Origin of the sequence: Leptospira andrefontaineae (assembly GCF_004770105.1) — a bacterium.
Classification (GTDB): Bacteria; Spirochaetota; Leptospiria; order Leptospirales; family Leptospiraceae; genus Leptospira_B; species Leptospira_B andrefontaineae.
The window spans coordinates 15,788-41,253 of sequence record NZ_RQEY01000012.1 but is presented as its reverse complement, the minus strand read 5'-3'; the positions used below and the strand labels follow the sequence as shown (position 1 = coordinate 41,253).

Here is a 25,466-nt window from a genome sequence, read left to right as displayed (position 1 = left end):
TTTACTATACTTCGTATTTTAGTAAAAAGTTGCGCGTCATCTGCCTGAAAGAATCTTGGAACTGATCGTCCATGTATAAACAAATCAGCAGCTTTTCCATTCTAGTCTTTTTAAGTATCTTCACTTCTTCCGTAATTTATGCGGGACCTGTCCGCGAATTTTTAAGTTCAGATGCTAAATCTAAAACGAACCAAGAGGAAGAAGAAGGTCCTAAACCTTCCGCTCCTAAAAGAGAAATTCCTAGATCGGAAGAAACTTCTTCGCCTTCTCCTAAGATAGAAGCGAAGGTTAAAAAAGAAAAAGAAGAATCTATTGCTTCTGCGGAACCTTCTTCCCGTAAATCCAAACGTATAGAGCGCAGGAAAAAAGGGAAAACCAAGGTTTCCAAAAAGGAAAAGCAGGAGATTAAAGAGAAGGAAAAAGAAACTGCTTCTAAGAAATACGAAAATTCTCTTCCTGGAGTTTCAGAACTTCCTCCTAAAACGCAATACGATACAAATACCCAAAATGCCGAGTTAGGCCACGGAAAAGGTATCCCTGTTTTATGCTATCATCATCTGGTTGGGAACCAAGATCCAATGGGGGGATATAATTTAGATCCTAGCCTTTTAGAAGAACAGTTCAAGTATCTTAAATCTTTAGGTTACCAAACCATTAGTTTGGACCAATTCTATCAATACCAACAAGGTAAGGCTGGCTCTGATTTCCCCACTCGTCCCGTTCTTTTAACTTTTGATGATGGATCTCTAACGCATAGAGATGTGCTTGTTCCATTGCTGAAAAAATACGGAATGAGAGCTTCTGTTTTTATTTATCCAACTGTGATCTCTAATCCTAGATACAAGTTTTACTTAAGCTGGGCCCAACTAAAAGAAGCTTTGGACAGTGGAGTTCTGGATATAGGTTCCCATACAGTATACCATCCTAAATTACCTGCAATGTCTAGAGCTGAGATCAGAAGTCAGCTCAAAGACTCCAAGGCAACTCTCGAAGCTAAGACTGGAAGAAAGATCCATGACCTCGCTTATCCATTCGGATTATTCGACGTACGAGTCATAGAAGAAGCAAAGGCTGCGGGTTATAGAATGGCTTTCACTGTAAACCCAGGGAAGAATGTGCCTGGAACTTACGCTTATACAATCCATAGATCTTTGGTGACTTGGGGGATGTCTCAATCCAGGTTCAATTCTATTCTAAGCGCCTCTCCACCTGCTAAGATCCAGCTAGGAGTTCTGGATGGTTCTTGGGTAAAGCCGGGAGATAGTTTTCCTGTTATTGTAGAAGGTTTAGACCCTAAGTCGGTGGCAATTAAGATCAGCGGGAAAGAAGGTATCATTCAGAGAAAATCGAATACTGAATATATCATTAGAATTCCTGAATTCAAAAAGACTACTTATCCGGCTATGACTGTGATTGGCAAAACTCCTTCCGGCAAGAGAAGTGAAACTCAATTTTTATTTGTAAATAGAAAAGAGTTTAAAAAAGACCCCGACTAAATATTACTTTCGATAAATTTTTAGGTTTCCGAAAGTTCTAAAGTTATATTTTATCTAGAAGAACCGTCAAAATCGTATCGTTTCCGCGAAAGTTTTTTGACATCTCTAGGTAGGTAAGAATATTTTCGGTATGCCAAAAGATTCCGAGACATTCGAAAAAATCGAAACATCCATAACTCGGAATCGCCTTCCTCTTGTTTTATGGACGGCGTTGCTTTCTCTCGCCCTCCCCTATTCTTACTTTGCGGATCCCGTTCCAGAACAGGGTCCTGTGCTTCGTTTGGATTCTCATTCACCGGGTAAAATTCCCCTAAGAGAGGAGATCACTTATTTCAAAGACACAGAAGGAACCCTAACCTGGGAAGATATCTCCGCCGCTGACTCCGAAGTCGAATTCAAAAAGAATACGGATAGAATGCCAAACTTCGGCTATGATCCTTCTCCTTATTGGCTTAAGTTCTCCGTAGAAGCTGAAGAATCTCTTTCAGAAGAACGTTTTCTTACCTTAGAATATCCTCACATAGATTATGTAGATGTGTATTGGAAAGATTCCAAAGGTAGAGAAGGTGAATTCCATACGGGAGACATGCTTCCATTTAAGGAAAGACCGATCGCAGAGAGATATTTTGTATTTCCTTTAACTTTAGAAGACAAGGGAAAGATAGAAGTGTTTATCCGGGTAAAGACGGAAGGGTCTCTCACTTTGCCTCTTCATCTTGTTACCAAATCTAATCTGGATCGCTCTTCCAGGACCTCCTTACTCATAGACGGAATCTATTTCGGAGCCTTGGGAGTGATGGTATTTTATAATTTCTTCCTATTCTTGGGTATCCGGGAAAAAACATATATATATTATGTAATTCTAATTTTTGCGGTGACCTACTTTTTGGTTATGAGTTCCGGATATGGCTTCTGGTTCTTGTCCCCGGATTCCCCTAAATTTGTGAATTCTTCCTTTATTACGGCTACATGTATTGCGATGATATTTTTAGGTCTATTTGCAGAAGAATATCTACAGACAAGAGATACTTATCCGATCCTACATATATTCATCCGAGGACTAACGATTGTTTGGTCTATTCTGACCATTTTACCAATATTTTTACCATTAAAATATCTGATGCCCTTTACCTCGATCCTTCCTATTCCGGAAATCCTGGTGCTAATGATCATCTCTTTAGTTCAAAGTGTCAGAAAGGATAGAAAGGCCAGAATTTTTCTAAGCGCATGGATGTTCAGCTTAATTGGAGTATTCATATTTTCTCTGAATAGACTGGGCCTTTTTGATTCAGAAGAGATCGCTTCCGGAACATTAAAAATTGGCGTTTTGAGCAACGTTATTCTTCTTTCTTTGGGACTCGTAGATCGGATCAACACTTTCCAAAAGGAAAAAGAAGAATATAAGGAGAAAGCGGATAAACTATTTGAACTTTCTCTAATGGACCCTTTGACCGGTGTGGCTAACAGAAGATTTTTCGATCAAGAATTGGAAAGAGAATGGAACCGTTCCGTTAGAACGGAAAGACCACTTTCTCTTTTAATGATAGATGTGGACTTCTTCAAGGCGTATAACGATACCTATGGTCATTTAAAAGGAGACCAAGTACTCTGCCAGGTTGCCCAAGCATTAAAAGAATGTTTAAACCGTTCTTCTGATATGATCGCAAGATACGGTGGAGAGGAATTCTCCGTTATTCTTCCTGATACCCCTGTGGAAGGTGCTATAGTAGTTGCCTTGAACATGTTACAGACAGTAGAAGATATGGGGATACCTCATTCAGAAAGTACCTTCACAAGAGTAACTGTATCTATAGGTGTTTCCAGTAATACCGATCGTGATATCCATTCTTACCAAGAATTGTTAGGATTAGCTGACAAAAACCTATACGATTCCAAGGCATTTGGTCGAAATCATATACGTCATTGATCCTTTCCGAAACAATCGTTCGAGAAAGACATTCGGGAAAATCATGAAAATTTAATTTTTCCTGGACCCTCGGCATAGTTGGGATTAAAATCGGTCCCCGCATGGAACCTCTCAAACTCCCCTTTCTAAATTCTCAGACATTATATTGGACTTTAAAGTCTTCTACAGATACTTTTAAAGAGCATCCTGCTCAATTCTTTAAACCGGATGGTAAAACTTATAAATCCTTAAACTTTAAAGAGTTGGGTGATATAGTTACTAGGATCGGTTTGGGTCTTGTATCTATTGGAGTTAAAAAAGGAGAGAATGTAGGTCTGATCGCCGATTCCGGGCATCGTTGGATTTGGGCGAGTATGGGGATTACGAATATCGGAAGTGTGGATGTGCCTAGAGGAACCGATTCCACACTCGAAGATCTGATCTATATTTTAAACCATTCAAAGGCAGAAGTTTGTTTTGCAGGAAATTCGGAAGTGGTTCGTAAGATCAGTTCTTCCTCCTCTTCATTTCCTCATTTAAAGACCGTTATTCTTTTTGAATCTTCTCATCTTTCCGAACAACGACATCCATTTAAACTTTTGCATCTAGATGATCTAATCTCTTTAGGAGACAGATGGATCCAAGAAAAAGGAGAATTAGAATTTCATTCTAGAGGAGAATCCATTCAAGAATCGGATCTTGCTACTATAGTTTATACTTCCGGGACTACAGGTCGTCCGAAGGGAGTGATGCTTACTCATAGAAACATAGTGTTTAACGTAAATATGTCTTTGGCCTTGGATGATGTTCGTATCACTCCAGAAGATAGAACCATGGCTTATCTTCCACCTTGGCATATTGCAGAAAGATTGATTGAGACTGCTTGTGTTCGAGCAGGAGCTTCGGAAGCATTTACATCCATCTCTAGTTTGGGACAGGATCTGCAGGATATCAAACCTACATTCCTTCTTTCCGTACCTAGAGTTTGGGAAAGTTTTTACAATAAGGTACAGGATAAACTAAAAGACGCTTCCCCCATAGCTAAAACTATTTTCAAAACTTTCCAATCAGTAGCAAATTCTTATTATAAATATAAGAGCAGGCTTTTGGGTTTGGAGTTTGCATTAAATCCAAGATCATTCTTTGGAGAGTTTTTCCATAGAATGAGCGGACTAGTCGGAACATTCTTCTGGTTTGTTCCAAATATACTTGCTCAATTATTATTTTCTAAAATACGAAAAAGCCTGGGTGGAAAATTAAAATTTGCGATCTCCGGAGCGGGAGCGCTTCCGGAATACATAGACAGATTTTTTAATTCTATAGGAATTCCTATTTTAGAAGGATATGGAATGACTGAGACTAGCGGAGCTTCTACCAGAAGAAGGTTAGATCGGATCACAGTTGGCACCTTGGGAAAATGTATACCGGGAGTGGAGATCAAGATCTTAGATGAAAAGGGAGAAGAGATTCACAAACCTGGAGTGAAAGGGATCGCTTGGCATAAAGGCGGTCATATCATGCAGGGATATTATCTAGATCCGGAAAAAACTGCAGAGACGATGAAGGACGGCTGGTTGAATTCAGGGGACCTTCTTCTTTGGACCTCTCAGGGAGAATTAAAATACGCAGGAAGGGCCAAGGACACAATCGTACTTTTGGGTGGAGAAAATTTGGAACCTGAGCCGATCGAATTCGCTCTTACCCAAAGTGAATTGATCTTACAGGCGATGATAGTAGGCCATGACCAAAAAACGTTAAGTGCACTTTTGGTCCCCGATTGGGAAGTTTTGGACAAACAATTACGCGACTGGAAGTCCAGATTATTACAAGAAATTGCCGATCCGAATTCCGATCCGGATGTTAGAGAATTATTCAAAAAAGAGATTAAAGAGAGAGTTTCCTCTAAAAACGGTTTTAAAAATTTCGAAAAAGTATCTAATTTTTACCTTCTACCGAAAAAATTCGAACCTGGAGACGAGTTAACCATGACTATGAAGGTGAAAAGGAACGTCGTCTCGGACAAATATAAGAATCAAATTAATGAATTATTCAGATAAAAGTCCATTCGGCGTAACGAATCTGAGAAAGGATCGAATCCAAGATAAAGGAGATTTTATGCCGGTTTTGACCCAAACAGTAAAGAATCGATTGTCCACGATACTTTCCGTTTTTTCGGCTCTTGTATTTTTGCAGACCTTATTTTTTAAATTCACCGGGCAAGACGAATCAGTACATATCTTTTCCACTCTGGGGATAGAACCTTGGGGAAGGATCGGAACCGGTTCAGTCGAATTTTTTGTAGCAGCACTTTTGATTTTCCCAGCATCCAGATTCGTCGGGGCCTTAGTAGGTTTTGGATTAATGATCGGGGCTGTTTTATCTCATCTTCTATTTTTAGGAATAGTGGTAGATGATGATGGGGGATTATTATTCGCTTTGGCAGTTAGCGTCCTTGTTTCTTGCATCATTATACTGAATCTAGAGTGGGACCATAGGCCTCCGACCTAGTTCCAGAATTTTTAGAAATTCTTTTAAATTCTTATCTTTAAAAAGGAACGGTTGTACTAAACCTAGGTTCCAATTTTGAAGATAAGAAAAATATGAAAGCTCGCTATCCAATTTTCACACTTCTATTCTTTCTGTTTTCCCAATCCGTAAATGCGGAGTCGATCAAATCGGTTAAAAAGAAGAAGGTCCGGCAACGCCAAACCGAAAGCTCCGAAAAAAATCCAAATTCACAGCAAGAATTACAGGAACATATTCTGACTAGTATGGGTTTCGGAAAAGGACTCTCTTTCGAAACTTCCGATAAACAAAACTTCCTGAATATGAGAGTCCGTTTTCAAGAAAGAGCAGTCGAAACAATTCGCCAAGAAGAAGGAGAAAAACAAACGGAAGGTTTGGAATTCCAGGCAAGAAGAGCAAGGCTTGTGTTTTCAGGAAATTTTTTAGGCAAAGATTGGCAATATTACGTTCAATTATCTTTTTCTAATTTAGATATGGAAGAAGATAGACCTGTTCCTTTAAGGGATGCTTCTCTATCTTATACAAAATTTGATAATGCAAATATTAAAGTCGGACAAATGAAAGTCCCTTTCAATCGCCAAAGATTCATTTCAGATGGTCTGCAAGAATTTGTGGATAGAACCGTTACGAATGAAGAATTGAATCTGGATAGGGACGTTGGTGTTTTAGTATCTTCTTCTAATCTATTTGGATGGAATTGTTTAGGATATTCCGCGGGGGTTTTTGGGGGAGAAGGAAGAAATAGGAGCGCTAACTCAAGCGGGGTGCTAACTAGCGGAAAACTTACCTATTATCCTTTGGGAGTTTTTTCAGATAACGGAGAACCGGATCTGGAACATTCTGCAAAACCAAAACTTGCTATCTCTGTCGCAGGTGCAAATAACCAAAATACAAATCGCGAACTTTCTACCCATGGAGAAACTTACCAATTTGCAAGATTCGATTACACGAATACCGGAGCAGAGTTTTTATTCCAATGGAAAGGTTTTTCTGCTTCCGGAGAATATCTGACCAGAAAGGCAAACTCCCCTTTTATGGAAAAAGAGATCGGGAACAGAACGCTAACGGAATATTCCAGATCCGTAAAGGGAGGATTTTTCCAACTAGGTTATCTTTTTAAAAATAATCTAGGAGTGGCGCTTAGGTATTCGGAATACAGACCTTGGGGAAAAACAGATCCAAAACTTACTTATTCTAGAGAAAGAGGCCTCGCAGTTTCCTATTATCTCAAAGATCATAATTTGAAAATACAAGCTGATTATGCGTATTTGGAAGGGGGATATGTGGATAGTTTAGGCTCTCACAGGATCCGGGCCCAGATACAGGTATTTTTATAAAGGACCAAGAAGAGTCCTTAGAAAAAATGTAATCGTTTTTTCATCTTGAAAAGTTTTTAGAAAGGCGATCCGAGTCTCGAATCCGTTGACAATCTTGCAAGATTTCGTCTTATGGAAGTAAGGTATTATTCTACTAGATGAAATTTCGAAGAGGAAGACTTTACGACGCGTTTTTCATTTCGGACATCCATTATCTTCTGAACAAGAAGATCAAATCCCATAAGCACAAAGAGCTCTTCCAATTACTGGATCATCTGAATAAAAAGGAAGTCAGATTCGACAATCTATACCTTGTCGGGGACATTATTGAAAACTGGTTTTTCAGCGCGGATAGAAGGTTACAAAGAGTAAAAGGCAAAAAAAGATTTAATAAACTTTTCGAACGTTTGGATCGGCTCTCTTCCGGGAACGGGAAAAAATATTATATTATTGGGAACCATGATACCACTTCTTACCTGATGAGACTTACCCCTAAGGTAGAACATTATCTGATTGAAAGAGGTTGGATCATCTGTGAAAAGGCAGAGAATGAAACTCTGATCGCTATCCATGGACACCAAGGACAGTACAATAAATTTACCTGGATGGGCTCCATTCTTGTCTTAAGAATCCTTCATATATTCGCGTCCGCTCTTCCTGCATTATTCAAATTTTCAGAAAACTTCTACCATAAACATTTAAACAGACAAGACCCAAGCACAGTAGAAGAGGCATTACATTATTACCAAAAACTTTCCAAACTTACTCACCAAGATAAGAAGGTTTTGATCTCGGGTCATACCCATGATTTCTTATGTATCCCCAAAATGAATATTATCAATACTGGGGATTGGGTGAAGAGTAATAGTTTCGTAATCCAGGATGGCAAAAAATTTTCAGGAATTAGGATGACTGCAAGAAAAGAATTCAAAAAAGAATTCGTCTTACATGTTTGATTGTTTTCTGATATTGTCGCATCGCTCTTAACTTAGGATCTAAACCCCTAAAAACTAATTTGCAATTTCTTGCCTGTCGGCTATACTTCGGCGCATGTCTGAAGAACTATTAATAGAATATCTGAACTTGATAGATGAACACGCTTGGCTTTTTTGGTCGGGAGTCGCTTTCCTTTTTTTATTCTGCGTTTTTATCCATGATATATTCCAGAAAAAACATACGATCAAACATAACTTTCCGATCGTTGGCCATATCAGATATCTATTTGAAAAAATAGGACCGGAGCTCAGGCAATACTGGGTGGCAAACGATAAGGAGGAAATGCCTTTTAACAGGGCGGAGAGATCCTGGGTCTACGCCACAGCGAAGATGCAAAATAATAATTTCGGTTTTGGAACTACCGAATTATTATACGACGCAGGTTATCCTATCATCAAACATTCCGCTTTCCCCTTCTCTGACAGCAAAGCAAAGTTTATAGAAGGTGATAGTTCTATGATCCCTTCTCTCAAAGTGATGGGAGAATTCAGGAACAGAAAAAAATTATATAGACCTGCATCAGTTGTAAACATCTCCGCAATGTCTTATGGATCTTTAGGAGAAAGAGCAGTATCTTCCTTAGACAAAGGCGCAAAGATCGCACGTTGTTATCATAATACGGGAGAAGGTGGACTTTCTCCTTATCATAATTTCGGTGCAGATGTTGTATGGCAATTAGGAACAGGATATTTCGGTGCAAGGGACGAAAAAGGTAAATTTTCCTTAGATCATTTCTTAAAACGTTTAGATGCAAATCCGAATGTGAGAGCAATTGAGATCAAACTTTCTCAAGGTGCAAAACCCGGGAAAGGAGGGATTCTACCTGGTGCGAAGGTAACCAAAGAGATCGCAGAGATCAGAGGGATTAAACCTGGGCAGGATTGTATTTCGCCTAATGCGCATACTGAATTCGACGATGTAAAAAGCCTGATCGATTTTATAGAAAAATTAGCATCTGCTTCGGGTCTTCCGATAGGGATTAAAAGTGCAGTGGGAGAATCTAAGTTTTGGGAGGAACTTGCGAGTAGGATGAAAGAAACAGGACAAGGTCCTGATTTCATCACGATCGATGGAGGAGAAGGAGGAACAGGAGCGGCACCATTAACTTTTACCGATCACGTTTCTCTTCCCTTTAAGGTGGGATTTGCTAGAGTATATAAGATTTTTCAAAAGTACGAAATTGCCGATAGAGTTGTATGGATCGGAAGTGGAAAATTAGGTTTTCCGGACAGAGCCATAGTTGCATTCGCTATGGGTTGTGATCTAATCCACGTAGCAAGAGAGGCCATGATGTCTATAGGTTGTATCCAAGCACAAAAATGTCATACAGGCCATTGCCCAGCAGGAGTAGCCACACAAAGTAAATGGCTACAGGCAGGTTTGGATGTGGAGTTAAAAGCAAAACGTGCGGCAAACTATATCAAAGGGTTTAGAAAAGAATTATTATCTGTGGCTCATGCATGCGGATACGAACATCCGCTTCAATTTACTGGGAACGATATAGAGATCGGAGCGGGTCAAAATAGATTCAGGACCCTGACTGAAGTTTTGGAATACGAAAGAGCTCCTGTAAAATTCACCACAATGATGGATTATACGAGCAATATCACTGCACTCAGTTAGTTTTTAAATCGCTTGCATTAGGTCGGGTCCCTGTAAATATTTGCGGGACCCGAATGAAACTGATCTCATCTTTTTTTCAAAATTTCTGGAACTTTATTCGTTCTCCTAAAGAAGAACTTCAAAAAAAAGCACCCTTCCCCGGATATCCGATCTTATTTGTTAAAACTTCTATCCCCATCTTGGTCGGATATTTTTTCGCACATCTTTCTTTTAAAGCTCTAGGATTGCAGTATGTGTTTTTAGGCGGATCTCTTCTGAATATGCTAACCAGAGTGATTATACCCGACTTATTTTTCGGGACTCTGTATGCATTACTATTAACTATAATTTATATAGGAGCAAGCACAGGAGTCCTTTGGGGAATTTCTAAAATTTTCTCTTACCCTTTCGAAACTAATAGAGGTCTAGAATTAAGTTCTAAACTTGCTCATTCATTTTTGATCTTGGGATTTCTGATCTTCTTTGGATTTACTGGAATTTTCGGGTCTATCGTATATTTAATATTCTTTATATACTTTTCCTTTTTGACTATTCTAGTTCTATTCTATGGCATAGAAGCGGGACAAAGAATAAGTATCATTTCCGGTTTGATCATAGGACTTATCTCTTACGGTATTTTTTTCTTAAAAGATGATACACAAATGGACAATCTCACCATTCCTACACAGCCGGAAACAATGACTCCGGAAGAGGAAAGAGAGAAAATACAAGATGCAGAAGATGTAATCCGAAAATTAGAAGAGGCCCGCAAGGAAAAGGGCTATAACAACTAGTACATTTCAAAAGGATAAATAATGGCAAGAGTTCAACTGGATCTTCCCGAAAAATTGGCTTGGTCCACCAGCTTAAATATCAGGATCTATGATACAAATTTTGCGGCACATTTAGCTCATGATAAAGTGGTTTCTCTTTTACATGAATCCAGAGCAAGACTATTCAAAGAGAAGGGATTTTCAGAACTGGATGTGAACGGGTACGGTATTATTCTTACCGATCTGGTAGTAGAATATAAGGCAGAAGCTTTTTTTGGAGATCAGGTCCGAGTAGAGATCGGTGCTGGAGATTTCAGTGCAAAAGGTTGCGATCTGTATTATAGAATGATCCATACAGATGGACCTATTAATGGAAAAATTGTATGTAATGCCAAAACAGGTTTAGTGTTTATGGATTACGCTACCAGAACTGTAAGTAATGTCCCGGATATTTTTAGATCCTGGTTTTAATTCGGCTTTTTCTTTTTATCAGAATGGTAAGTTAAAGCAAAAGAAATACATTGTTTTAGTTCCTTTTCAGGCAGCTTAGAACTTTCTGAAAATATAATACTTCTATTTCCTTCAAAATGAAATGTTTTAGGGTATAATTTTCTGAATCTGGAGATGAGATCCGTTTGGCAATGAAAGAAGATCGCATATTCTTTCGATTCCCCTTTGATCGCATCTATGCGGATCGTAGTTCCACTTTTGGATTCGGGAGTGAGATAACTAGGCTGTCCCCATTTTAGGACCTCTTCTATCCTCCCAACTTCTTGGATCTCTTGCGCGGTTTCGAATATAAGTTCTCTCAAACGAAATAATTTTTCTCGGACTGAGGGGGAATATTCTGAGAATGTTTCCGCCACATCCGGATTCGTGAATTTTTGGAACTGATTCTTTTTCTGGGGCATGGGGATACTTAGATCTCCGCTGTAGGAGTTCCTATAATGCAATATTTCTTAGCTTAAGATTATACAGGAATTCCAATATTCAATCTTGACCTTTTGTGCTTTTTAACGAATTGAAATATAAATTTCAGAAAGTGGATTTTGGGGATCCCAGAATCTTTCGTCAAAAACCTCAAAATCATCTTCCGATCCTCTTTCATATTCACTATTTGCAAGCCATGTACCGTAAATATATTTCCAAGCGTTCAGTAACTTTTCAGTAGTATTCCCGGGAACGGTGAATAACATATATTTCGAAGCAGTTAGTATTTGTTTTGTAAGGCCAGAAGGAGCTGAAACCTCGGGGTTTACTTCTGCACCTACGAAAAAATCAAAATTCTCCTCTAAGTCCCAATTAGAATAAACGCCTTGGATTTTGTTAGGATCAGTTTTTGTGCCGCTTCAGAAAGCCTTCTTTTTCGAATATATGAATACACGGAATATCCGGTCATATATCTGAATATTCTTTGGAAATGCCAAAGAGAACTGAATGAATTCTCTGAGACATCCTTTACGGAGATATTATTCTTGAGATTTTTTTCAATAAAATCCAGCGCAGAATCTATTTTGTCATAATGGTTTATCATGATTAGAAATTCTAAACACTAACCGCACAAGCTTGTGCACATCTGATACCGTCCATCGCGGCAGATACGATCCCACCTGCATATCCGGCTCCTTCTCCGCAAGGATACAAACCTTTGATGCGGATATGTTCCAAAGTTTCCGGATCCCTAGGAATACTAACGGGAGAAGAAGTCCTGGTCTCGGGAGCATGAACCACTGCTTCGTTTGTTAAATATCCTTTCATGGATTTATTAAATTCTTTGAATCCGTTTTGCAAAGCCTTCATTACGAATTTAGGAAGAACCGAAGAAAGATCCGCAGACACAATTCCAGGAGGATAAGAAGTTTTAGGCAGATCGGAAGAAATTTTACCTTCTACAAAATCTAGAAGTCGAGTCGCCGGAGCAGTTTGTGTTTTCCCTCCAGCAATCCAAGCCTTTTGTTCTATCTCTTTCTGGAACTCCATCGCAGCCAAAGGTCCAAACTTTTGGAATGGAAGAAAGTCCTCCTGTCTGAGTTCCACTACTATCCCTGAATTTGCAGTAGGCCTCGCTCTTTTGGAAGATGACCATCCATTAGTGACAACTTCTCCCGGTTTTGTGGCACAAGCTGCAATTACTCCTCCAGGACACATACAAAAAGAATACACTCCCCTTCCCTGGATCTGTTTTACGATACTATAAGGAGAAGGAGGAAGAAAGGGGCCTCTATCTTCACAGCTGTACTGGATCGAATCTATTAAGGATTGTTTATGCTCTACCCTGACTCCTACAGCCAAAGGTTTTAAATGGATCTCTATTCCTTTATGATATAATAATTCGAATATATCTCGAGCAGAATGTCCAGTGGCCAAAATTACTTTGTCGGAAAGAAAACGATCTCCATTCTTAGTGACAACACCTTTAATAGAATTCCCTTCTAAGATCAGATCGGTTACTCTTTGATTGAAATGGACTTCTCCTCCTCTTTCTTGGATAGTTTCTCTCATTCTACGAACGATATTAGGAAGTTTATTGGTCCCTATATGAGGATGTGCTTCTATTAGAATATTAGGATTTGCTCCAAAACCTACAAGTAGCTCCAAGATACGACGGATATTTCCTCTCTTTTTGGATCTTGTATAAAGTTTACCGTCGGAGTAAGTACCTGCCCCACCTTCTCCGAAACAATAATTAGAATCCTCATCCACAATATGGTGAGCATTGATATTCTGAAGATCTTTGGGCCTTGATTTAACGTCCTTTCCTCTTTCCAAAACAATAGGTTTTAAACCGGACTGAATGAGCTCTAAAGCAGAGAATAAACCCGCAGGCCCAGCGCCGATAACGATCACTTCTTTGGAATTTTTTACATCAGGAAAATCAGGAAGATGGACCTGTTCCGCTACAAATTCTTCGTTAATATAAACTCGAACTTTGAGATTAACGAATACAGTTTTTTGTCTGGCATCAATAGAATGATTTAAGACCTCAATATGTGTGATATCCGACAAAGAGATCTTTTTGGATTTGGAAATATATTCTGTAAGCCGATCCGATTGTTCGGCGATCTCAGGCAAAAGCCTAAGTTCTAATTCTTGGGTCATAGTTTAGGACCAAAAGTTTTAGGATTTGTATGTAATGGAGTTAAAAAAGAAAGGAAGATTGAGGCAAGAAATTTTAAGAAAGGTTTGGAATAAATCGGAAGGAAGTAAACGAAAATGAAGATTCCGGGGGAAGATCGAAATTAGAATCGCAAAAATCCTAGATTTATCACTAAGTTGGTAAACCAGGCAAATTCTTGAAAGTAACGGACCGGCAAAAGAAAAAATTCTTAAAGTCCCTGAAACAGGCAAGGATCGAAGCCGGGCTCACTCAATCAGAAGTCGCCGAGCAGTTAGGGACCAGTCAAAGTTTCATTTCGAAGTTAGAATCAGGAAGTATATCTTTAGAAGTGGAGATCTTCTTAAAGTTGTATCAATTGTATGATAAACCTGCAGTTTATTTTTTCTCTGCATTCTCTCAAAAATAGAAACTTATTTTTGGACTTCTCCCCTATTCTTTATAAACTTTTGGATGATCTCAAGCTGAGAGTCGGAAACAAATAGATCAATTGCATCATTCGCACTATACAATCTAAATTGAAGAGATTTCGCAGAAAGAATATCATTCTCCATTTCTTTCGTAAAAGTCAACTTGCCTGAAAGAATATTAGAAGTTAATGTAGAAGTCCTGGTGGTAGTCATAGGAACGCCGCCGTAGCCGTATCCAAAACCGATTCCGGGTCCCATATTTGCAGGAACTTGAGTACGAACAGTTACTTGATTTGCAGAATAATTCGAATCAGAGAGAATCAGTTTCGTAGATTTACGATCAATTTTTATGTATGCTTCCGGTCCCAGGGCAGCAAGAGTTTCAGTACCTTGGAGTCTGATGATCAAAGTGATCTGAGAAATCACTCCATTCTTAATTTCTTTCGCGTATTGACCGCCGTAAGAATACACATTCTTGTTAGGATTATCCACTTTCGCCTCGTGGTCCATATCCATCTTAACAACAATAATGTCTCTGAAAGGATCTTGAACAACCTGTATCGTCGTGCCGCAATCGACACATAAAAATAGAAAGGTGAATATTAAGGATTTATACTTCAAAATCGGAAGAACTGTCACGATGCAAATTTTTCCTGAATTTGGATCATCTACATCGCGACTTATTATTCTATTTCTGCCAAGGAGTGACTTCTCTTAATTTAGGAAATCTGAGATATAATCCTGCCCATAGAATAATCCCCAGATAGGTAGGAAATAAAATATGAGAACCAAGAGGATTTAAAACACGAACATGAGTAGCAACAGCACCTCCTAAATAACCTGTAAGCAAGGTTGCTCCTAAAACAGCAGTTCTAGGAAAAGCGTATAACAAGGTGCTAACGATCAAGACTGTTCCTAAGTAAGGCATAACCTCAGGTGGATAGCCTAGTTTAGCTCCCTCTGCTTGTGCCTCTGGCGGCATTTTATCTAAGAAAAATTTTAATACTCCATCAAAAAGCAGAAAAAGTGTAACCAATCCGCTGAGCACTCGACCGGTCCAAAGTTGACCTTTCGAAACGTTTTCTGATCCCATTCTATAGTCCCTCCAAATGAGAGTGCAATTTTGAGATCTTCGGTGGAAAAGTTCAAGAACTATTACAAGAATTTTGAATACTATTATGCGACAATCTGATGTTTGTCGCAAAGATGACTACTCATCGCCAGCATATTTTGTGAAATTATTTCTTTTTCGCTTTTTTAGGGACCTTCTTCTTATATTCTCCCACTCTGAATTTTACGATCTTACGGACTAAATCAAAAGGTAAAGGTTGAGCTATCGGAAATTGAACCGAACCTTTTGCATTTTTATATTTATCGATTTCCTTTTTGAATTTAGCAATACCGCTTGCTCCAGGATAAAAGCCGATATGATTTTTATAGGCAGCAAAATGTACTAAATTTCCGTTCAGATAGAAAGTCGGGATTTGATAACTGATCTTCTCACTTGCTTCTGGAGCTTCTTCTTGGATCACTTTTCTGAGTTCCTGAAGAATGTACTGGACCTCTTTCGGAAAAGTTTTGATGTATTCATCAATTGATTGGAATGTGTTTTTTGTCTTATCCATGCATAACCCTGACAGAATTTAGATCAGAAGAAGTTCCGTTCGATCTAATTTACTTTTTCTTAATGATCAATATTCCCGCAAGATAACTTGTCGGAATATAAGCTCCAACCAGATCTACTACATTAAACCAAGCAGGTGACGGGAGCATTAGAACGTTCGCCGTCCCGCCTACTAAAAAGAAAGCTCCAATCGCTAAAGCAAATTTGAGTTTATGATTTGTTACAAGAAAAGCTGTAACCAACGCCCCTACGAATGTTCCGAGAGCATGAGCTAAAAAGGGAAATATAAAATGTTTGGGTTGGAATAAATGAATAGAAGCCTTTAGTCCCTCCATTGTGGTAACATCAGCACCTTCGGGAGGAGGAATAATACTCCCGCTGATCGTAATAATTCCCATATTCACTATACTTCCAAGAACAAGTCCAGCAATCACGGATAAGGTATTTCTAACATAAGGATTCATAATTTAATGCCCCATCGTTCAAAAAATAAATGATTTAAACGGCTTATTAAAACAATGCAAGTGCAAAATAAATGATCTTTTAGGCAAATTTCAGGGTTCAAAAAATTTATTAAACCAACTAGTTTAATATTTGACAATCGGGGACCCAAGCTCATTTATTCAACTAAATGGTTGTATTTCATAAAAATGAACAAAGGCTGGATCGTGTATTCGCTGCCCTTGCAGATAGTTCAAGAAGGCAAATGCTTGCCAAATTGAGAAAAAGGCCCCTCAGCATTTCAGAATTGGCAGAACCTTTTTCTATGTCATTTGCTGGAGTGGCTAAACATATAGATGTGCTTACATCAGCTGGCTTAGTTCGTAAAGTGCGGGATCAGGAAGATGGCCGTAGCTTCCGACTTGAACTACAAAACCAATCTCTTATGGAAGCTTCTGCATGGCTTACATATCATCAGGAATTCTGGACCAATAAACTCGATAGACTAGAATCCTTTATAGAGGAGCAAGACCATGATAAACCAGGTCGTAAAAATAGAAAAAAGAATTAACGCTGAACCAATCAGGTTGTTTCGAGCCTGGCTAAAAGCGGAAGAATTTTCCAGTTGGTTTTTACCAGGGAACTCGATCGGGATCGAGTCTGCCACATTAGATCCCCGTCCAGGCGGAAAATTTAAGATCAATATGTTACATGAAGGCAAAGTTCTTCCGCACGAAGGTGAATACCAGATTATCGAAGAGCCGAAAAAATTAGTATTTACTTGGAGATCACACGCAACAGAAGGCTTAGATACATTGGTCACAGTCACCTTCGATCTTTTAAAAGAAGAGTCTTCAAATACAAACAATAAACCGCAAACACTCATAACGTTAATCCATGAACGTTTAATTGGAGAAGATGCGACCACATCCCATAAAGCAGGATGGACCCATATTCTGGATAGCCTTGAGAAATGGCAGTTCAGAAAAGAATAATACAGTACTTTTATCGGCGATAAGCCGGAAAGAAAAAGAAACGAGAAACGTAAGGAGAATAAGATGAACGGAATCTATCATAAGATAGGCGTTCGTGCAGGGGCTGCGGATGTCATCAATGCGCTGACGACTAAGGAAGGACTTTCAGGATGGTGGACTAAACAAGTGGGTGGACCGTTTACAGGCGGGACTTCCGGTATAGGAGAACCTATTCATTTTGATTTCGGAATAGCGGGAATCGACATGAAGGTTCAAGAACTTTCATCACAAAATGTTCTATGGGAATGTACATCAGGACCGGAAGATTGGATCGGTTCTCATATCAATTTCAAATTGAATCCGGGAATTGCACCTGACGGAACAGCATTGACTCTTATTTATTTTAGGCATCAGGATTGGAAAGTAGAAAGCGATTTTACTGCACATTGCAGTATGAAATGGGCAGTCTTCTTACTTAGTCTAAAAGATTTGATTGAAACTGGTACTGGTAAACCTGCACCGGATGATCTTAAAATTGATGACTTTAATTAAAAGTTTAAGCGCGGGGGTATTGGATGACTTCGCGCTGCTTTTGCAAAATTATTTTAATCTTTCAAGAACACCTTTTCGCTTTACAATATTTTTATAATCCCACTGTATTTTCTTTGCCTTATTGACCCATCGTTTTAGATCTTTTTTATTTATTTGATCTGGACTTGTATAACGGACCTCGGCGGCTTTAAAGGAACCTTCCGGTTCTAAACCTTCTTCATCAAAAGATTGCCCGCTCCAAAAGAGTAATCGAATGCAATTTTTCAGTTTGCTATAACCTACGATTGGATTCCCATCTAAGAACCAAACCGGATGAGCATGCCAAATCTTGTTTTCTGCTTTAGGAAGATAAAGATCAATTTCCTGAGAAAGAATATTACAAATCTCTTTTTCAATTTTCGTTTGTGAATTATTGTATTTTTGGACTTCTTTATTCATGCGATTATATTATAAGTGAAAAATTCCCAGCTACTTTGTTTTGCCCCTATTTTATTATATAAGGCTTGAGCATTTAAATTATCAGGAGCAGTCACCCATTGTAATCTGGTGGCTCCTTGAGATTTTGCATATTTGGCACAATGATCGATCAATGATTCGCCAATTCCTTGTTTTCTAAATTCAGCTAAAGTGAAAAGATCATTCATAATTGCCACTTTGCTAATGATACTTGATGCATAAGAAAAATATACAGTAGCGAAACCTACTAATTTATCTTTTTTCCTATATCCGAATAAACATCCGGAATTACTACCCTCTTCAAACTGAGAAAAGAATATTTTATTCTTCTCATCATTGATAGATTCTATCTTGTAGAACTCCTGATATTTGCGGATTAGAGGAAGAACTTCATCTATATTTTTATTCGAAATAGTTTCGATGCTCATTTGACTTATATATTGGATTAATTATTTTTTACGAGATTTTGGGTTTTGTTGGATCGCTTCTACAAGTCTTTTGGGAGCGACTCCACAATAAGAAACCACTAACATATCTTTAAATAAAGCCAAATCAGTCGATCTCATTTCAACACAGGTCCAACCCTGCTGTCCCCATTTATTTTCTATAGGATAAACGGAACCCTTAGATGCTGCTGAAAAGAAATCCTGGTCATTCAGATCAAATTTAAGAACGATCTTTTTATTCTCCTGATCCACTGTTGCAAAAATTTTCTTACTCACTCTGAATGAAATTTTTTCAAAATGAGGTTCTTCTTTTGCTTCAGGAAGAGCTAATGCAAGTTTTCTTACTTTGTCTAAAGATATCATACGGAAAATGCTTTTCTCATAGAGAATAGTCTGTTAGATTCCCTAAAATGGACTCAAAACAAATCACTATCCAAGCGACTATTGCTACAGATATTAAAAAAGCCTGGGACTATTACACCAATCCAGAGCATATTATCAAATGGAATTTTGCCACTGATGATTGGCAATGTCCGTGGGCAAAAAATGATCTGAAACCGGGTGGTAAGTACAGCGCGAGAATGGAAGCTAAGGATGGAAGTTTCGGATTCGAATTTGAAGCGATTTACGACACAGTCGTCGACCAGAAAAATTTTGCTTATACTATGGGAGATGGTAGAAAAGCAACAGTAAGCTTTGAGAATAAAGATAATAAGACCATTGTAATAGTAAGTTTTGATCCTGAATCAGAAAACCCAATTGAAATGCAAAGAGGCGGTTGGCAGGCGATACTTGATAATTTTAAGAAGTATACGGAGGCCAATTAAAGGAATTTTGGAATAAAAGATCCAATCGCGGCAAGTCCACCGGCAATAAGAGCTGCTGGAATCCAATTATCTATCAGGAACTTGGGCTTACTGCGATTTTTCAGCAATTTTACATCCATCTTACTTACAAGATCCTGTGCAGCATTAAAAGCATGGTCCGGAAACTCTTGCGAGGGTCCAATTTCGAAAATCTTTCCTTCACTAGAAATAGACAAATGATATCGTTCCGAGATTGATAAATCGGCAGTTAGGACTTTGGAAGAAACAACACCTAACAAATCGATTAAACCTGTAAAAGTACTAAGTCCTTTTTTCAGAATAAAACTTTTTTCGGCAATATTGATCCAACATTCTCTTTTCCAGATTCTTGCCAGAAATAGAAAGAAAATACCAGTAATAATATAGGCGATACACAAAGTGATCGGATGACTAGTGGGGTTTTTATAAAAAATAAGATCAAATAATCCTACAGTAATAAGCATAGCGCCTATGCAAATTGGAAATGGACATAGTGGATGATCCCATATAATCCGAACTTTTTGTAGAACTGGATTATATTCAATATGTTTACTTACAAGTGAAAGACGTTCTTGCAAAAAATCCTGCAACAATATCTGGTCCACATTTCCTGCAGGCTTACCTGTTCTCATCGCGTTTAAAGTTTGAAAAAGTACCTGAACATTTTCAATCGTATCCGGAATTAAAATTCCACCCCTAGGATGTCCTAATAAAATCCCGCGAGAAAAAATATCGTATTGAAACGAAGATAAATCATAGGAGGCACCCTCAAAAATTGCTTTTCCATCGGAAAAAACGGAAATATTAAAACCGGAGAGGAGAACCCTGTAATCTTTCCAATAAACCGAAACTGTAAGATATCTGAAGTAGATCGTGACAATGGCTACAAATAACATTATGACAACCATAATTATCGGAAGGAATAGTTCACCTTTCCCGATAGCGTACATGAACAAGGTTAACGGAATACTTATACCTAGAAAAATCAAAGGCAGTTGTACGAATACAGTTTGGCGATCCTTATTTATTGCGGAATTTGGATATCGAAAAGTCTGCAAAGTGTTCTCCGTTGATCCATACGTATAATGTTCAAGACCAATTGTTACTGGCCAACTGGTGGTTGCCATAGCTCCACCTTATTGCCTTCCGGATCCATGACCCAACCAAATATCCCGTATTCTGATTCTTCTACCTTCTCCAACACTTGACAACCTTCTTCTCGAAGTACTTTCAATAGTCCGTGAAGATCTTCCACTCTATAGTTAACCATGAATGTAGAATTGCTCGGTGCGAAATAAGTGCCATCTCCGACTGACCAGGCAGTTGTGCCATTTGTAGGATTACCGGCAGAATCAACCCAACGAAACGCTGCACCGCCCCAAGACTGGACATCTATTCCAAGATGAGTTTTGTACCAGGAACCTAATTTAGCAGGGTCTTTAGCACTGAAGAAGATCCCACCAATACCTGTAACTCGTTTCATAAATGCCTCCAAACTACTTTAGTTTTTCCGATACTACACAAGATGGTTTAAAATAGCTAACTAAATGCTATTGACGTGTATGAAATTTTTGCTCCAATAATCGTGCCGAAATATACCTTATAAGGAATATAACCATGAGAAAAATTATCGTACTCGAATTTGTCACTCTTGATGGAGTCATCCAAGGCCCGGGTGGCGAAGAAGAAGATACTAGTGGTGGCTTTAAATATAGCGGATGGCAAGCTCCAATCTTTGATGATCTTACCGGAACAGTTATGGAGAAACAGATGAATCTACCGTTTGATCTGCTATTAGGTCGTAAAACCTTTGATATTTGGGAACCCTATTGGCCCAAACATTCTGACTTTTGGCCACCCATCATGACGGTAACTAAGTACGTTGCCTCAAATACTAGGACTAGTAGCGAATGGAAGCCGTCAGTGTTTTTAAACGGAGACATTGTGGAAAAGATCAGCAAACTTAAAAAAGAAGAAGGACCAGATTTACATGTATACGGAAGTGCAAATTTAGTTCAGACACTCATGAAACATGATTTGGTTGATGAATTTTGGCTAAAGATATACCCGCTAACGTTAGGCAGTGGGAAACGATTGTTTGCAGATGGCACAATCCCTGCGATGTTCAAAGTGACTGAAAGCCAAGTTTCTTCAAATGGAGTCATTATTGCTAATTATAAGCGTGCTGGAGAAGTCAAGACAGGAAGTTTTGAAATATGATTGTTTACTTTTTTAGCTGAGCTAATAGCGAAATCAAAGTCTTTCTATCGCCTGCTGACATACCTTTGTATAAGCGAGCATTCATTTTTCTTCCTGCACGAATTATTTTCAAACGTGTATTTTTTCCGGGCGTCGTTAATCTAACCTGGGACTCCCTTGCGTCAATGGATGAGCGTTCTTGGATTGCAAGATTTAAATCGACTAACTTTTGTACTAGCGGAGTAACACTAGATTGGTCTCTAAAAATCTGCCTCGCTATCTCTTTCATAGATTGTGGATGGTCATTTTTAAGTGCACAAAGAACAGCGCCCATCGCGGGAGTTATATTCGTAAGTCCAAAACGTAAATAGTCTTTTTTTACCTCATCTAGAATTTGATCTCGTAATGCAGTAACCAAGACTAATAGTCTATCTTGTTTCATTCTTCTCTTGTTCTCCCATGCCTTCTGAATGAACAGTTTTATACTTATTAAAAATTACTTTGAATACCAAGCAATATTATCCCTAACAAAGGAATTTCTTTGATTTATAATTTACAATACCGACCGTCAGTTTTTTAGATTAGTTGAGAATTTTTAGAATACTTTGAATGCCAAGCATTTTGGAGGCGAACATGTCCGCAGAAAATACATTTATACGAATTATATATTTAATATTTGCTCTTATTTCGTATACGATCTATCTTTTTAGCATTATTCTTTTTGTCTTTCGGCTGCTCGATGCTACTCAATTCTTAGATCCATTCACATTCGAATTTCAAATCGGACTAAAAGAGTCGATTTTTTTAAACATTGGATTAATAGCAATATTCGGAATTCCTCACAGCGTAATGGCAAGGCCAGGTTTCAAAAAATATTGTAAGCGAATAATACCATTACCGATTGAAAGAAGTTTTTACGTTTTTATAGTAAGTATTACTTTGATCGCACTCTCAATCCTATGGCAACCAATCCATATCGAGATATGGATTATTCAGAATAGTCCCTGGAAGTACGCCATTTATTCAATTTTCTTAATAGGAATTATCCTATCAGTGGTTTCTACATTTTTGATAGATCACTTTGAACTTTTTGGATTGAGACAAGCCTGGAATTTTCTTATAAAAACCGAATCATATCCCTCAGAATTTTCTACACCATCACTTTATAAATTGGTACGTCATCCGATGATGTTAGGAATGATTTTAGCTCTATGGAGTACGCCATTAATGAATTTAGGTCATTTAATTCTCTCTATCGGTCTGACAATTTATATCATTATAGGAACATTCTTTGAAGAAAGAGATCTAATCAGGACTTTCGGTGAGAAATATCTGAATTATAAACGCACAGTTCCTATGCTTTTACCTTTGCTATTGCTGAGGCAAAAAATTACAAAAGATTAAGAGTTTTGCCAATACAAAGAAACGGCTTGAAGAGAAGAATTTATCTTCAAACCCGACTTTTGTAACGAAGGGCAGTAATACCGGATTGTAAAGTTTGTGAATCAAGAAAGTCCAGCAGAACCCTCTCTTGTAATTTCATAGTATCGAATAATTTAGGACCTTTTCCTACGATCACCGGATGAACTACAAAACGATACTCATCGATCAAATTGAGATTAGATAATTGAGAAGCGATACTCAAACTACCAACAAAAATATCTTTCCCAGGAAGGTTCTTCAGCGCAATCACCTCGTTCGATAGACTCTCACTAGCCAGTCTAGTATTTGGATCTTCGACATGTTTTAGCGTGGTAGAGAATAAGACTTTCTCAAGTGAATCAAACACCCGGGCGAACTCGTTCGTTAATTCTGACATTGATTGGTCTCTCGCTATTTCTGGCCAAAATGGTACCATCATTTGATATGTGACCCGACCATAAAGGATAAGGCCTGCAGTACGTAACAGATCCGTGAAGTATTTATGCAGTTCTTCGTCGGGAAGCATATCCATGTGGCCGTAATATCCATCGGCGCTAGTGTTGATCGCAAAAATAACTTTTCTCATAGATCTGTTTATAAAGAGTTAATCAAAGAATGCAAGCAAGGAATAATTGAAATTTTGTTTGGATAAAAGAGTTCTAATATAGAATTACAATAATTTATAATCTTCTCCATTTCGGTAAATGACCAAGGCTCGAGAACATTTTTTTGTTAATTAGTATTTTTCTTATCTAACTGAAAAATTCGCTGAATTTCTGACTTATTTATTATTTCTACTCCAATAGACGGATGATTAACATTGACCTTTAAGACAGCGGATCGATCTATATCCGTGCTAAACTTACCATCTTTATTGCTATCATATAAAACAGTTATGAAGAGATTATTCGTTTCAATATTGTATTCGAAATCTGCAAAGCTCGATTCAGTGGGAATTAGTCGAATATATTTCTTATTCAGATCAGATAAGAAAAAGTCGTAACGAATATCAAAACTCTTATCTACCGAGGATTCAATTTGGATCAAAGAGAAATTAACGATTTTAAGATTATTACTATCATACTCTGTATTAAATTCGAGACGCGATAAATAGATCGATTTTATAATTTCCCCGGCACTTTCAACAAATCTACAGTCCGTAGTCTTGATCTTACAAATTTTGACATACTTTGAATCGACCTCTATTTCTGTAAAATATCTGCCGTATGATGAAGTGTTTAATTCCAATAGAGATGAATTATTAAAATTTCGGCCAGAATTACTTCCAAAGCCATCAGTCTGCCTAGGATACTTAGTCGCAAAGACAGTAAGATATTCTTGCGAATGATCAAGTAATAGCGGTTTACTATATGTAAAAACATTTTGAATCGAATGATCAGTTATTTCATGAATAATTTTGGTTTCGGGATCCGTTTTCAAAAAGCGGATTTCATTTTGAGCAATGAAGAAACAATTAACGTTCAGAAAAACGCTGAATACAATCACAGGACCCGTCAGTTTAGAATAATTCATCTTAGCCAAAACCTTTCAATATAAATCAATGCAAACCTAAGTGAGAATGTGTTAGCATCTCGAAGCGAAGCGTCAGAGCTGATAGTTAGGCGTAGCAGCCTAATTATAACTGATTATAGTAATCAATTCACTTGAGTTGAACATATCAACCGGAGAAATTACCGGTTCAGAGTAAGGGATATTATTTCCATATCGCTTTTTCATTAAATACTGCACTTTAATTGATGATAAGTCGAAATCTTTTAAAGTTTTCAACTCACCTAATTCCTTACCTGTAAATTTATCATACAATTTCCAGATTAGTTCAGTGCAGTAAATACGATCATCTTGCCAGCCAAAATATATATCATAATGTCGGCCTAACAGAGATTCTCCATATTGTTTCATTTCTTGAATTTTATTATTAGTTAATACCTTTTCACGATCTTTAAGTCGTTTGATAACATAGTGATTTTTCTGACCTCTTTTAATAAAAGAAGACAAAGGAGTAATTCTCACCGGTTCAACTGCCTCAAGAACCTTATAATCATTACCGTATTTAAAAATAATTCCAACGTGTGTGTATCTTGATTTAGTTGCTGCTTTAATTGCCTTAGCTTGCTCAGAGTTTGATTCGTGAAATATAATATCCCCTTCCATCAAATCCGAAGACTTAATCTGCTCCGGTTTTAAATTCCAGAAAGATGTAAAAAGAATTACTATTAGTAAAAGAGTCTTATTCATTTTTTCTTCTTAAATAATTTTTAAATAATTACGTCTCACGACCAAGGCATGACGAGGCTTTGTGAAGTCCGAAGGGAGCATGAATACCGACGATTATACGAAGACAAAGCG

Annotated in this window: 33 protein-coding genes; 16 read left to right on the top strand and 17 right to left on the bottom strand. The window is 38.0% G+C overall.

Annotated features, from left to right (window positions below; translation table 11 throughout):
• Nucleotides 1-71: 71 nt before the first annotated feature.
• The 9 genes from EHO65_RS07160 (at nt 72) to EHO65_RS07120 (ending at nt 11,086) form a co-directional block, all read left to right on the top strand.
• Complete coding sequence (locus tag EHO65_RS07160) at nt 72-1,496, top strand: polysaccharide deacetylase family protein (RefSeq protein ID WP_135773454.1); 1,425 nt, start codon at nt 72-74, stop codon at nt 1,494-1,496.
• A 130-nt stretch (nt 1,497-1,626) separates the two neighbouring features.
• Complete coding sequence (locus EHO65_RS07155) at nt 1,627-3,423, top strand: diguanylate cyclase (RefSeq protein ID WP_135773453.1); 1,797 nt, start codon at nt 1,627-1,629, stop codon at nt 3,421-3,423.
• 101 nt (nt 3,424-3,524) lie between these two features.
• Nucleotides 3,525-5,459 (top strand): AMP-dependent synthetase/ligase, encoded by a 1,935-nt coding sequence (locus EHO65_RS07150; protein WP_135773452.1) that lies wholly within the window; start codon nt 3,525-3,527, stop codon nt 5,457-5,459.
• A 58-nt stretch (nt 5,460-5,517) separates the two neighbouring features.
• Nucleotides 5,518-5,910: a DoxX family protein gene (locus EHO65_RS07145; protein WP_208744030.1), complete on the top strand. Its 393-nt coding sequence runs from the start codon at nt 5,518-5,520 to the stop codon at nt 5,908-5,910.
• 92 nt (nt 5,911-6,002) lie between these two features.
• On the top strand, nt 6,003-7,265 hold the full coding sequence (locus EHO65_RS07140) for a porin (protein WP_135773450.1): 1,263 nt from the start codon (nt 6,003-6,005) through the stop codon (nt 7,263-7,265).
• 137 nt (nt 7,266-7,402) lie between these two features.
• Nucleotides 7,403-8,200 carry a UDP-2,3-diacylglucosamine diphosphatase gene (locus EHO65_RS07135; protein WP_135773449.1) on the top strand — a complete coding sequence of 266 codons (798 nt, stop codon included), beginning with the start codon at nt 7,403-7,405 and terminating at the stop codon, nt 8,198-8,200.
• Between the two features lie 94 nt (nt 8,201-8,294).
• Entirely contained in the window at nt 8,295-9,863 is a 1,569-nt protein-coding gene (locus tag EHO65_RS07130) for an FMN-binding glutamate synthase family protein (protein ID WP_135773448.1), read from the top strand.
• A gap of 53 nt (nt 9,864-9,916) precedes the next feature.
• On the top strand, nt 9,917-10,636 hold the full coding sequence (locus EHO65_RS07125; protein WP_135773447.1) for a hypothetical protein: 720 nt from the start codon (nt 9,917-9,919) through the stop codon (nt 10,634-10,636).
• A gap of 21 nt (nt 10,637-10,657) precedes the next feature.
• Nucleotides 10,658-11,086 (top strand): acyl-CoA thioesterase, encoded by a 429-nt coding sequence (locus EHO65_RS07120; RefSeq protein WP_135773446.1) that lies wholly within the window; start codon nt 10,658-10,660, stop codon nt 11,084-11,086.
• Here EHO65_RS07120 and EHO65_RS07115 read toward each other — a convergent pair.
• The 4 genes from EHO65_RS07115 to EHO65_RS07105 form a co-directional block, all read right to left on the bottom strand.
• Nucleotides 11,083-11,526: a DUF1801 domain-containing protein gene (locus tag EHO65_RS07115; RefSeq protein ID WP_135773445.1), complete on the bottom strand. Its 444-nt coding sequence runs from the start codon at nt 11,524-11,526 to the stop codon at nt 11,083-11,085. The genes EHO65_RS07120 and EHO65_RS07115 overlap by 4 nt on opposite strands.
• A 102-nt stretch (nt 11,527-11,628) precedes the next feature.
• Nucleotides 11,629-11,937: a GyrI-like domain-containing protein gene (locus EHO65_RS20035; protein WP_244243484.1), complete on the bottom strand. Its 309-nt coding sequence runs from the start codon at nt 11,935-11,937 to the stop codon at nt 11,629-11,631.
• Nucleotides 11,907-12,149, bottom strand: coding sequence for a hypothetical protein (locus EHO65_RS20030; protein ID WP_244243468.1), 243 nt, complete (start codon nt 12,147-12,149; stop codon nt 11,907-11,909). The genes EHO65_RS20035 and EHO65_RS20030 overlap by 31 nt, the downstream gene beginning before the upstream one ends.
• Before the next feature lie 11 nt (nt 12,150-12,160).
• The gene (locus tag EHO65_RS07105; RefSeq protein WP_135773444.1) at nt 12,161-13,714 is read right to left on the bottom strand and encodes an NAD(P)/FAD-dependent oxidoreductase; all 1,554 of its coding nucleotides are present in this window, start codon (nt 13,712-13,714) and stop codon (nt 12,161-12,163) included.
• A 194-nt stretch (nt 13,715-13,908) separates the two neighbouring features.
• Here EHO65_RS07105 and EHO65_RS07100 point away from each other — a divergent pair, with 194 nt between their 5' ends.
• The gene (locus EHO65_RS07100; protein ID WP_135773443.1) at nt 13,909-14,139 is read left to right on the top strand and encodes a helix-turn-helix domain-containing protein; all 231 of its coding nucleotides are present in this window, start codon (nt 13,909-13,911) and stop codon (nt 14,137-14,139) included.
• 4 nt (nt 14,140-14,143) lie between these two features.
• Here the strand turns inward: EHO65_RS07100 and EHO65_RS07095 are convergent, their stop codons facing one another.
• From EHO65_RS07095 to EHO65_RS07080, 4 genes are all read right to left on the bottom strand, one after another.
• Nucleotides 14,144-14,779 (bottom strand): hypothetical protein, encoded by a 636-nt coding sequence (locus EHO65_RS07095; RefSeq protein ID WP_244243467.1) that lies wholly within the window; start codon nt 14,777-14,779, stop codon nt 14,144-14,146.
• 49 nt (nt 14,780-14,828) lie between these two features.
• Complete coding sequence (locus EHO65_RS07090) at nt 14,829-15,233, bottom strand: DoxX family protein (protein ID WP_086445883.1); 405 nt, start codon at nt 15,231-15,233, stop codon at nt 14,829-14,831.
• Between the two features lie 145 nt (nt 15,234-15,378).
• Nucleotides 15,379-15,765, bottom strand: a complete 387-nt coding sequence (locus EHO65_RS07085; protein ID WP_135773442.1) for an iron chaperone — start codon at nt 15,763-15,765, stop codon at nt 15,379-15,381.
• Nucleotides 15,766-15,814: 49 nt separating this feature from the next.
• Nucleotides 15,815-16,228 (bottom strand): hypothetical protein, encoded by a 414-nt coding sequence (locus EHO65_RS07080; RefSeq protein ID WP_135773441.1) that lies wholly within the window; start codon nt 16,226-16,228, stop codon nt 15,815-15,817.
• Between the two features lie 167 nt (nt 16,229-16,395).
• Here EHO65_RS07080 and EHO65_RS07075 point away from each other — a divergent pair, with 167 nt between their 5' ends.
• From EHO65_RS07075 to EHO65_RS07065, 3 genes are all read left to right on the top strand, one after another.
• The gene (locus EHO65_RS07075; protein WP_135773440.1) at nt 16,396-16,776 is read left to right on the top strand and encodes an ArsR/SmtB family transcription factor; all 381 of its coding nucleotides are present in this window, start codon (nt 16,396-16,398) and stop codon (nt 16,774-16,776) included.
• Nucleotides 16,739-17,200, top strand: a complete 462-nt coding sequence (locus EHO65_RS07070; protein WP_135773439.1) for an SRPBCC family protein — start codon at nt 16,739-16,741, stop codon at nt 17,198-17,200. Before EHO65_RS07075 ends, EHO65_RS07070 begins: the two co-directional genes overlap by 38 nt.
• Nucleotides 17,201-17,263: 63 nt before the next feature.
• Nucleotides 17,264-17,731, top strand: a complete 468-nt coding sequence (locus EHO65_RS07065; protein ID WP_135773438.1) for an SRPBCC family protein — start codon at nt 17,264-17,266, stop codon at nt 17,729-17,731.
• 48 nt (nt 17,732-17,779) lie between these two features.
• Here the strand turns inward: EHO65_RS07065 and EHO65_RS07060 are convergent, their stop codons facing one another.
• From EHO65_RS07060 to EHO65_RS07050, 3 genes are read right to left on the bottom strand one after another with little or no spacing between them, the layout of a single operon-like run.
• Nucleotides 17,780-18,169, bottom strand: a complete 390-nt coding sequence (locus EHO65_RS07060; protein ID WP_135773437.1) for a DUF1801 domain-containing protein — start codon at nt 18,167-18,169, stop codon at nt 17,780-17,782.
• Nucleotides 18,166-18,615 (bottom strand): GNAT family N-acetyltransferase, encoded by a 450-nt coding sequence (locus EHO65_RS07055; RefSeq protein ID WP_135773436.1) that lies wholly within the window; start codon nt 18,613-18,615, stop codon nt 18,166-18,168. Before EHO65_RS07055 ends, EHO65_RS07060 begins: the two co-directional genes overlap by 4 nt.
• Before the next feature lie 21 nt (nt 18,616-18,636).
• Complete coding sequence (locus EHO65_RS07050) at nt 18,637-18,996, bottom strand: MmcQ/YjbR family DNA-binding protein (protein ID WP_135773435.1); 360 nt, start codon at nt 18,994-18,996, stop codon at nt 18,637-18,639.
• Nucleotides 18,997-19,043: 47 nt separating this feature from the next.
• On the opposite strand from EHO65_RS07050, the gene EHO65_RS07045 reads away from it, so the two are divergent.
• Nucleotides 19,044-19,460: an SRPBCC family protein gene (locus tag EHO65_RS07045; RefSeq protein WP_135773434.1), complete on the top strand. Its 417-nt coding sequence runs from the start codon at nt 19,044-19,046 to the stop codon at nt 19,458-19,460.
• Here EHO65_RS07045 and EHO65_RS07040 read toward each other — a convergent pair.
• Both EHO65_RS07040 and EHO65_RS07035 read right to left on the bottom strand, forming a co-directional pair.
• Nucleotides 19,457-20,605, bottom strand: a complete 1,149-nt coding sequence (locus EHO65_RS07040) for a hypothetical protein (protein ID WP_135773433.1) — start codon at nt 20,603-20,605, stop codon at nt 19,457-19,459. The genes EHO65_RS07045 and EHO65_RS07040 overlap by 4 nt on opposite strands.
• Nucleotides 20,581-20,961 carry a VOC family protein gene (locus tag EHO65_RS07035; protein WP_135773432.1) on the bottom strand — a complete coding sequence of 127 codons (381 nt, stop codon included), beginning with the start codon at nt 20,959-20,961 and terminating at the stop codon, nt 20,581-20,583. Before EHO65_RS07035 ends, EHO65_RS07040 begins: the two co-directional genes overlap by 25 nt.
• Before the next feature lie 134 nt (nt 20,962-21,095).
• Here EHO65_RS07035 and EHO65_RS07030 point away from each other — a divergent pair, with 134 nt between their 5' ends.
• Nucleotides 21,096-21,698: a dihydrofolate reductase family protein gene (locus EHO65_RS07030; RefSeq protein ID WP_135773431.1), complete on the top strand. Its 603-nt coding sequence runs from the start codon at nt 21,096-21,098 to the stop codon at nt 21,696-21,698.
• Between the two features lie 4 nt (nt 21,699-21,702).
• On the opposite strand, the gene EHO65_RS07025 is transcribed toward EHO65_RS07030, so the two are convergent.
• Nucleotides 21,703-22,119, bottom strand: coding sequence for a MarR family winged helix-turn-helix transcriptional regulator (locus EHO65_RS07025; protein ID WP_135773430.1), 417 nt, complete (start codon nt 22,117-22,119; stop codon nt 21,703-21,705).
• 191 nt (nt 22,120-22,310) lie between these two features.
• Between EHO65_RS07025 and EHO65_RS07020 the strand changes: the two genes are divergently transcribed.
• Nucleotides 22,311-23,081 carry a methyltransferase family protein gene (locus tag EHO65_RS07020; protein WP_244243466.1) on the top strand — a complete coding sequence of 257 codons (771 nt, stop codon included), beginning with the start codon at nt 22,311-22,313 and terminating at the stop codon, nt 23,079-23,081.
• A 46-nt stretch (nt 23,082-23,127) separates the two neighbouring features.
• On the opposite strand, the gene EHO65_RS07015 is transcribed toward EHO65_RS07020, so the two are convergent.
• The 3 genes from EHO65_RS07015 to EHO65_RS07005 form a co-directional block, all read right to left on the bottom strand.
• Nucleotides 23,128-23,685 (bottom strand): dihydrofolate reductase family protein, encoded by a 558-nt coding sequence (locus EHO65_RS07015; protein ID WP_135773428.1) that lies wholly within the window; start codon nt 23,683-23,685, stop codon nt 23,128-23,130.
• A 146-nt stretch (nt 23,686-23,831) separates the two neighbouring features.
• Entirely contained in the window at nt 23,832-24,632 is an 801-nt protein-coding gene (locus EHO65_RS07010; protein ID WP_135773427.1) for a hypothetical protein, read from the bottom strand.
• Nucleotides 24,633-24,731: 99 nt separating this feature from the next.
• The gene (locus tag EHO65_RS07005) at nt 24,732-25,355 is read right to left on the bottom strand and encodes a YiiX family permuted papain-like enzyme (protein ID WP_135773426.1); all 624 of its coding nucleotides are present in this window, start codon (nt 25,353-25,355) and stop codon (nt 24,732-24,734) included.
• Nucleotides 25,356-25,466: the final 111 nt, after the last annotated feature.

What these genes read in the sequence shown, in the direction of transcription:
- EHO65_RS07145 (WP_208744030.1), top strand. Translation starts at nt 5,518, where the DNA reads ATGCCGGTTTTGACCCAAACAGTAAAGAATCGATTGTCCACGATACTT.
- EHO65_RS07155 (WP_135773453.1), top strand. Translation starts at nt 1,627, where the DNA reads ATGCCAAAAGATTCCGAGACATTCGAAAAAATCGAAACATCCATAACT.
- EHO65_RS07125 (WP_135773447.1), top strand. Translation starts at nt 9,917, where the DNA reads ATGAAACTGATCTCATCTTTTTTTCAAAATTTCTGGAACTTTATTCGT.
- EHO65_RS07115 (WP_135773445.1), bottom strand. Translation starts at nt 11,526, where the DNA reads ATGCCCCAGAAAAAGAATCAGTTCCAAAAATTCACGAATCCGGATGTG.
- EHO65_RS07140 (WP_135773450.1), top strand. Translation starts at nt 6,003, where the DNA reads ATGAAAGCTCGCTATCCAATTTTCACACTTCTATTCTTTCTGTTTTCC.
- EHO65_RS07055 (WP_135773436.1), bottom strand. Translation starts at nt 18,615, where the DNA reads ATGAGCATCGAAACTATTTCGAATAAAAATATAGATGAAGTTCTTCCT.
- EHO65_RS07045 (WP_135773434.1), top strand. Translation starts at nt 19,044, where the DNA reads ATGGACTCAAAACAAATCACTATCCAAGCGACTATTGCTACAGATATT.
- EHO65_RS07040 (WP_135773433.1), bottom strand. Translation starts at nt 20,605, where the DNA reads ATGGCAACCACCAGTTGGCCAGTAACAATTGGTCTTGAACATTATACG.
- EHO65_RS07160 (WP_135773454.1), top strand. Translation starts at nt 72, where the DNA reads ATGTATAAACAAATCAGCAGCTTTTCCATTCTAGTCTTTTTAAGTATC.
- EHO65_RS07070 (WP_135773439.1), top strand. Translation starts at nt 16,739, where the DNA reads ATGATAAACCAGGTCGTAAAAATAGAAAAAAGAATTAACGCTGAACCA.
- EHO65_RS07060 (WP_135773437.1), bottom strand. Translation starts at nt 18,169, where the DNA reads ATGAATAAAGAAGTCCAAAAATACAATAATTCACAAACGAAAATTGAA.
- EHO65_RS07030 (WP_135773431.1), top strand. Translation starts at nt 21,096, where the DNA reads ATGAGAAAAATTATCGTACTCGAATTTGTCACTCTTGATGGAGTCATC.
- EHO65_RS07035 (WP_135773432.1), bottom strand. Translation starts at nt 20,961, where the DNA reads ATGAAACGAGTTACAGGTATTGGTGGGATCTTCTTCAGTGCTAAAGAC.
- EHO65_RS07085 (WP_135773442.1), bottom strand. Translation starts at nt 15,765, where the DNA reads ATGGATAAGACAAAAAACACATTCCAATCAATTGATGAATACATCAAA.
- EHO65_RS07130 (WP_135773448.1), top strand. Translation starts at nt 8,295, where the DNA reads ATGTCTGAAGAACTATTAATAGAATATCTGAACTTGATAGATGAACAC.
- EHO65_RS07105 (WP_135773444.1), bottom strand. Translation starts at nt 13,714, where the DNA reads ATGACCCAAGAATTAGAACTTAGGCTTTTGCCTGAGATCGCCGAACAA.
- EHO65_RS07025 (WP_135773430.1), bottom strand. Translation starts at nt 22,119, where the DNA reads ATGAAACAAGATAGACTATTAGTCTTGGTTACTGCATTACGAGATCAA.
- EHO65_RS20030 (WP_244243468.1), bottom strand. Translation starts at nt 12,149, where the DNA reads ATGATAAACCATTATGACAAAATAGATTCTGCGCTGGATTTTATTGAA.
- EHO65_RS07075 (WP_135773440.1), top strand. Translation starts at nt 16,396, where the DNA reads ATGGTTGTATTTCATAAAAATGAACAAAGGCTGGATCGTGTATTCGCT.
- EHO65_RS07120 (WP_135773446.1), top strand. Translation starts at nt 10,658, where the DNA reads ATGGCAAGAGTTCAACTGGATCTTCCCGAAAAATTGGCTTGGTCCACC.
- EHO65_RS07010 (WP_135773427.1), bottom strand. Translation starts at nt 24,632, where the DNA reads ATGAATTATTCTAAACTGACGGGTCCTGTGATTGTATTCAGCGTTTTT.
- EHO65_RS07150 (WP_135773452.1), top strand. Translation starts at nt 3,525, where the DNA reads ATGGAACCTCTCAAACTCCCCTTTCTAAATTCTCAGACATTATATTGG.
- EHO65_RS07065 (WP_135773438.1), top strand. Translation starts at nt 17,264, where the DNA reads ATGAACGGAATCTATCATAAGATAGGCGTTCGTGCAGGGGCTGCGGAT.
- EHO65_RS07090 (WP_086445883.1), bottom strand. Translation starts at nt 15,233, where the DNA reads ATGGGATCAGAAAACGTTTCGAAAGGTCAACTTTGGACCGGTCGAGTG.
- EHO65_RS07050 (WP_135773435.1), bottom strand. Translation starts at nt 18,996, where the DNA reads ATGATATCTTTAGACAAAGTAAGAAAACTTGCATTAGCTCTTCCTGAA.
- EHO65_RS07005 (WP_135773426.1), bottom strand. Translation starts at nt 25,355, where the DNA reads ATGAATAAGACTCTTTTACTAATAGTAATTCTTTTTACATCTTTCTGG.
- EHO65_RS07135 (WP_135773449.1), top strand. Translation starts at nt 7,403, where the DNA reads ATGAAATTTCGAAGAGGAAGACTTTACGACGCGTTTTTCATTTCGGAC.
- EHO65_RS07015 (WP_135773428.1), bottom strand. Translation starts at nt 23,685, where the DNA reads ATGAGAAAAGTTATTTTTGCGATCAACACTAGCGCCGATGGATATTAC.
- EHO65_RS07020 (WP_244243466.1), top strand. Translation starts at nt 22,311, where the DNA reads ATGTCCGCAGAAAATACATTTATACGAATTATATATTTAATATTTGCT.
- EHO65_RS07080 (WP_135773441.1), bottom strand. Translation starts at nt 16,228, where the DNA reads ATGAATCCTTATGTTAGAAATACCTTATCCGTGATTGCTGGACTTGTT.